1 protein-coding gene is annotated in these 788 nt (G+C 58.4%); it reads left to right on the top strand.

Annotated features, from left to right (window positions below; all coding sequences use genetic code 11):
- Positions 1–202 precede the first annotated feature (202 nt).
- The gene (locus AC1DYI_RS37315) at positions 203–697 is read left to right on the top strand and encodes an ankyrin repeat domain-containing protein (protein ID WP_477209097.1); all 495 of its coding nucleotides are present in this window, start codon (positions 203–205) and stop codon (positions 695–697) included.
- The last annotated feature ends 91 nt before the right edge of the window (positions 698–788 follow it).

Here is a 788-nt window from a genome sequence, read left to right on the forward strand (position 1 = left end):
CTCTATCGCAACGGCCAAGAGGTCGGCAGTCCATGAAGCCGGCTGCCAAGTCGAGCTTTCGTCCGGTTGGTTGCTTGGCCCGCCAGGCGCCTAACCCCTCCGTCAAGGGGACGTCTTGCGGCAAGCCGCAAGCCGCCCCTTACGTCGAACGTTAGACCTCATCACCATTTTTTCCGCGACGTGGCGCACTCGATTTCCTTTTATGAACAGCCGACCTGCAGTAGATCGCCTGATTGAAGACCTTCTTGCCGGAGTTCCATTGGCGGCCATACCGGCTATGCTCGATGGGCTAGATCTAGATGAGGTTGGCACTCATGGCCGAACGCCACTTATGGTTGTTTCAGCGGAAGGTTTGCTCGATATTGCACAAGCTCTTGTACGCGCAGGTGCATCAGTGCGAGCTGCTGGCTCCTGCCAGATGACCGCACTTCACGAGGCTGCAGCAAACGGCCATGCACAGATGGCTGACTTCCTGCTATACCATCGCGCAGTGCTGGACGCCAAAACCGACGAAGGCATTACACCCCTAATGTGCGCCGCGGCTTGGGGGTACACCGCCATAGTTAGCCTCCTGCTTGCACGCGGGGCAAACTGGAAGATGACAGACAAATCCGGCACAACAGCTGCAGACGTCGCGCGTGAGAAAGGCGAAGACGCTGCGGCGGAGCTGATCGAGGCGTTTGGGAGGCAACAATGATCATCCAGGTTGTTGCCTTGATCCAAGCGAGGTCTAACCCCTCCGTCAAGGGGACCTGCCTGCGGCAGGCCCCTTACGTCGAACGTTAGGT

This window comes from Ideonella sp. P3_A4, from assembly GCF_056403075.1.

Excerpts from the sequence above, each read along its gene's own strand:
- AC1DYI_RS37315 (WP_477209097.1), top strand. The coding sequence starts at position 203 with ATGAACAGCCGACCTGCAGTAGATCGCCTGATTGAAGACCTTCTTGCC.